This is a genomic window from Burkholderia sp. Bp8994 (assembly GCF_003853805.1).
Classification (GTDB): Bacteria; Pseudomonadota; Gammaproteobacteria; order Burkholderiales; family Burkholderiaceae; genus Burkholderia.
Genome location: NZ_QTQH01000043.1, coordinates 1 through 3,238, shown reverse-complemented (window position 1 = coordinate 3,238; position 3,238 = coordinate 1). Strand labels below are relative to the sequence as shown.

Genomic DNA, 3,238 nt, shown 5'->3' with positions numbered 1-3,238 from the left:
CCGCGTCTCGCGCCGCTGATCACCGCGATCGGCGTGTCGATCCTGCTGCAGACGGCCGCGATGATCATCTGGTCGCGCAACCCGCTGCCGTTCCCGCAATTGCTGCCGACCGATCCGATCAACGTGATCAAGGCGACCGACACGACGCCCGGCGCCGTGATCTCGGTCACCGAAATCGTGATCATCGCGGTGGCGTTCATCGTGATGGCAGGCCTCTTGCTGCTCGTGCACAAGACCAAGCTCGGCCGCGCGATGCGCGCGATCGCCGAAAGCCCGAACACCGCGAGCCTGATGGGCGTGAACCCGAACTTCGTGATCTCGGCGACGTTCATGATCGGCTCCGCACTCGCCGCGCTGGCCGGCGTGATGATCGCGTCCGAATACGGCAACGTGCACTTCTACATGGGCTTCATCCCCGGCATGAAGGCGTTCACCGCGGCGGTGCTCGGCGGGATCGGCAACCTCGGCGGCGCGATGGTCGGCGGCGTGGTGCTCGGCCTGATCGAGCAGCTCGGCGCGGGCTACATCGGCAACCTCACGGGTGGCGTGTTCGGCAGTAACTACCAGGATGTGTTCGCATTCATCGTGCTGATCATCGTGCTGGTGTTCCGTCCGTCGGGCCTGCTGGGCGAACGTGTCGCGGACCGCGCGTAACGGAAGGGGAGCAAACAACATGACATCCATTCAACCGATCGAATCCTCGACGTCGCTCGTCGAAGAACGCAACACCGCCAAGACCGTCGTCATCGGCATCCTGACCGCGGCCTTCGTGATCGCGGCGCCGATCATCATCGGCTCGGCAGGCGGCAACTACTGGGTCCGCGTGCTCGACTTCGCGATGCTGTACGTGATGCTCGCGCTGGGCCTGAACGTGGTGGTCGGCTTCGCCGGCCTGCTCGACCTCGGCTACATCGCGTTCTACGCGGTGGGCGCGTACACGGCGGCACTGCTGAGCTCGCCGCACCTGACCTCGCAGTTCGAGTGGATCGCGGCGCTCGCGCCGAACGGCCTGCACATCCCGTTCCTGATCATCGTGCCGATCGCGATGGCGCTGGCGGCGACCTTCGGCATCCTGCTCGGCGCGCCGACGCTGCGCCTGCGCGGCGACTACCTGGCGATCGTGACGCTCGGCTTCGGTGAAATCGTCCGGATCTTCATGAACAACCTCGACCGTCCGGTGAACATCACCAACGGCCCGAAGGGGATCACGGGCATCGATCCGGTGCACGTCGGCGGCTTCAACCTGTCGCAGACGCACTCGATCTTCGGCTTCCAGCTGCCGTCGGTCTACATGTACTACTACCTGTTCGTGCTCTGCGCGCTGCTGGTGATCTGGGTCTGTACGCGCCTGCAGCACTCGCGTATCGGCCGCGCATGGGCCGCGATCCGCGAAGACGAAATCGCCGCGAAGGCGATGGGCATCAACACCCGTAACGTGAAGCTGCTCGCGTTCGCGATGGGCGCGTCGTTCGGCGGCCTGTCGGGTGCGATGTTCGGTGCGTTCCAGGGCTTCGTGTCGCCCGAGTCGTTCACGTTCTGGGAATCGATCGTCGTGCTGGCGTGCGTGGTGCTCGGCGGCATGGGCCACATCCCGGGCGTGATCCTCGGCGCGGTGCTGCTCGCGATCTTCCCGGAATTCCTGCGTTCGACGATGAGCCCGCTGCAGCACGCGATCTTCGGTCACGACATCGTCGACACCGAAGTGATCCGTCAGGCGCTGTACGGCCTCGCGATGGTGATCATCATGCTGTATCGCTCGGAAGGCCTGTGGCCGGCGCCGAAGCATGAGGACAAGATCGCGAAACTGGCGAAGCGCAACAGCAAGAAGCCGGTGCGCGCTTAACCAACGGACAAGGGGATACACACATGAGCGACAAGCAAATCCGACTGTCCGTCTCGGGCGTGAACAAACGCTTCGGCGGGCTGCAGGCACTGTCCGACGTCGGCCTGCAGATCAAGGAAGGCGAGATCTACGGCCTGATCGGCCCGAACGGCGCCGGCAAGACCACGTTCTTCAACGTGATCACGGGCCTCTACACGCCGGACTCCGGCGAGTTCAAGCTCGACGGCACGGAATACAAGCCGACCGCGGTGCACCAGGTCGCGAAGACGGGCATCGCGCGCACGTTCCAGAACATCCGCCTGTTCGGCGGGATGACGGCGCTGGAGAACGTGATGGTGGGCCGCCACGTGCGGACCAAGCACGGGCTGCTGGGCGCGGTGTTCCAGACGCCGGCCGAGCGCCAGGAAGAGCGCGAGATCAAGGAACGCGCGATCGAGCTGCTCGAGTACGTCGGCGTGCTGCAGTACGCGGACTACACGTCGCGCAACCTGTCGTACGGCCACCAGCGCCGTCTCGAGATTGCACGCGCATTGGCGACCGACCCGAAGCTGCTCGCGCTCGACGAGCCGGCGGCCGGGATGAACGCGACCGAGAAGGTCGAACTCACGCGCCTGCTCGACAAGATCCGCTCCGACGGCCGTACGATCCTGTTGATCGAGCACGACGTGAAGCTCGTGATGGGATTGTGCAACCGGATGACGGTGCTCGATTACGGCAAGGTGATCGCCGAGGGTCTGCCGCAGGACGTGCAGAAGAATCCGAAGGTGATTGAGGCATATCTCGGCGCAGGGGTGCACTGATGGCAGCGGCAATGTTGAAAATCAAGGGCTTGCAGGTCAACTACGGCGGCATCCAGGCCGTCAAGGGCGTTGACATGGAAGTCCGCCAGGGCGAGCTGGTGACGCTGATCGGCGCGAACGGCGCGGGCAAGACCACGACGATGAAGGCGATCACGGGTCTCAAGCCGTATTCGGCGGGCGACATCGAGTACGACGGCAAGTCGATCAAGGGCGTGCCGTCGCACGAGCTGCTCAAGCGCGGCCTCGCGATGGTGCCGGAAGGTCGCGGGATCTTCGCGCGGATGTCGATCATCGAGAACATGCAGATGGGCGCATACCTGCGCAACGACAAGGAGCAGATCAAGCAGGACGTCGACCGGATGTTCGGCTTCTTCCCGCGGCTGAAGGAGCGTGCAACGCAGCTCGCGGGTACGCTGTCGGGCGGCGAGCAGCAGATGCTGGCGATGTCGCGCGCGATCCTGTCGAAGCCGAAGCTGCTGCTGCTCGACGAGCCGTCGATGGGCCTGTCGCCGATCATGGTCGAGAAGATCTTCGAAGTGGTGCGCGAGATCTCGAAGGAGGGCATCACGGTGCTGCTGGTCGAGCAGAACGCGCG

At 64.5% G+C, this 3,238-nt stretch carries 4 protein-coding genes; all 4 read left to right on the top strand.

The window, feature by feature from the left end; genetic code table 11:
* Positions 1-654: branched-chain amino acid ABC transporter permease (locus DIE04_RS29410; RefSeq protein ID WP_148091658.1), on the top strand; the 654-nt coding region annotated here is incomplete at its 5' end.
* A gap of 19 nt (positions 655-673) precedes the next feature.
* The gene (locus DIE04_RS29405; protein WP_044845602.1) at positions 674-1,843 is read left to right on the top strand and encodes an ABC transporter permease subunit; all 1,170 of its coding nucleotides are present in this window, start codon (positions 674-676) and stop codon (positions 1,841-1,843) included.
* Between the two features lie 23 nt (positions 1,844-1,866).
* Complete coding sequence (locus DIE04_RS29400; protein WP_044845603.1) at positions 1,867-2,643, top strand: ABC transporter ATP-binding protein; 777 nt, start codon at positions 1,867-1,869, stop codon at positions 2,641-2,643.
* A partial coding sequence (locus DIE04_RS29395; protein WP_148091657.1) for an ABC transporter ATP-binding protein occupies positions 2,643-3,238 on the top strand: 596 nt, incomplete at its 3' end. The genes DIE04_RS29400 and DIE04_RS29395, both read left to right, overlap by 1 nt.

Bases quoted from the DNA above. Each gene is read 5' to 3' on its own strand.
- DIE04_RS29405 (WP_044845602.1), top strand. From the start codon at position 674: ATGACATCCATTCAACCGATCGAATCCTCGACGTCGCTCGTCGAAGAA.
- DIE04_RS29400 (WP_044845603.1), top strand. From the start codon at position 1,867: ATGAGCGACAAGCAAATCCGACTGTCCGTCTCGGGCGTGAACAAACGC.